The organism is Mesorhizobium sp. M7A.F.Ca.US.006.04.2.1 (assembly GCF_004022915.1).
In the GTDB taxonomy this organism is placed as follows: domain Bacteria; phylum Pseudomonadota; class Alphaproteobacteria; order Rhizobiales; family Rhizobiaceae; genus Mesorhizobium; species Mesorhizobium ciceri.
In genome coordinates this window covers 1-1,226 of sequence record NZ_RZQA01001271.1, presented here as the reverse complement: position 1 = coordinate 1,226, position 1,226 = coordinate 1, and the positions used below count along the sequence as shown (strand labels likewise).

Genomic DNA, 1,226 nt, shown 5'->3' with positions numbered 1-1,226 from the left:
ATCAGCGTGCCGCACAGCGCGCCGGCCTTGAGCGCATCGATCATCGTCGGCGCATCTCGCGCAAACCCCGGCGCGAGGCCGGGGCTGTTGGTACCAAGACAGGCGATGATGCCGGAAGCGGGACGTAGGACCCAGCTTAGCCCCCGAAACTTCTCACCGCGTTGGGTCGCATGGTGTCCATGGTCGCCCCATTGCGATCCTCGTCAAGCAGCGAGTTGCTGCCGAAGCTGGCGCGCACGCCGATCAGGACTTCGTGGCTTGAATAACCCGTTTCGGAGACCGTGGTCCGCTCGAACTGATAGCGCCCAAACAGCGACCACGGTGTATCGTCGAAGCGGTATGTGGCCTGAACGGCGGCGTCAAACATGTCCTCGTTGGAGCCCACGAGCGTTCTGTGGAAATCGAGTTCGGCATCCAGGCGAAAGTTCTTCTGGACGAAATAACGCGCGACGCCGCGGACACCCCATTGGTCGAAACGTTCGATATCGAAATGTTCGGAATCGAAGGTGAACTGGCCATAATAGGCTTGGCCGTAAAGGGTCAAATTGCCGAGATAGACCTGGGCTTCCGGCCCCACCTGATAGTCGTACACACTTACGTCGCGAAGGAAATTGGAGCCATAGGATTTGTAGGCAGCGAAAACGCCAGCCGCAAAACTGTCGGGATCGCGATAATAGCCATGGATCGCGGCGCCGGTGCCATCCAGGTGAAAGTCGTCCTGCCAGATGCGATCGTAAGTGAGGTCGCCTTGCAGGTTCCAGCGCCCGGCAAACGGAATGTTGACGCGACCTGCACCACCGCCGCCCCGGACCGTGTCGTCGTTGCCGTCGGGAAACCTTAGTCCGCCAAGGTAAAGTTCGCCGTAGCCGGAGATATGCGGCGTGACCATCGTTTCTTCTGCGATCGGCTGCAAGATGTCGGCCGCGTAGGCAGACGTCGCCACGACCAATGACGCGACGACAATAGGAAAACGCTGCATGTGACCCCCGAATATTCCGAATATACTGACGCAGCTAACACGCGGAAGGCACCAGAAGTAAAAAGAAATGGACGCGACCGCTCGACTTGCCCGATTGCAGCCGAGGTGCAGCATTTTTGCAACGAAAGCTTGTCTTCGACCACTAAAATCAAGTGCTGCCGCATCTTCGCACGTCTGAAAGCGCGCGGCGCTGTAACGCCAGCGCTCCGAGCCGGGTTGACGGCGAAGTTCTCAGAGGACTGAAAAG

Annotated in this window: 1 protein-coding gene; it reads right to left on the bottom strand. The window is 58.7% G+C overall.

Features of this window, described 5'->3' with window-relative positions; all coding sequences use genetic code 11:
• Positions 1-136: 136 nt before the first annotated feature.
• A complete protein-coding gene (locus tag EN925_RS36535; protein WP_127384645.1) occupies positions 137-979 on the bottom strand; it encodes a hypothetical protein in 843 nt (280 codons plus the stop codon).
• Between the last annotated feature and the right edge of the window lie 247 nt (positions 980-1,226).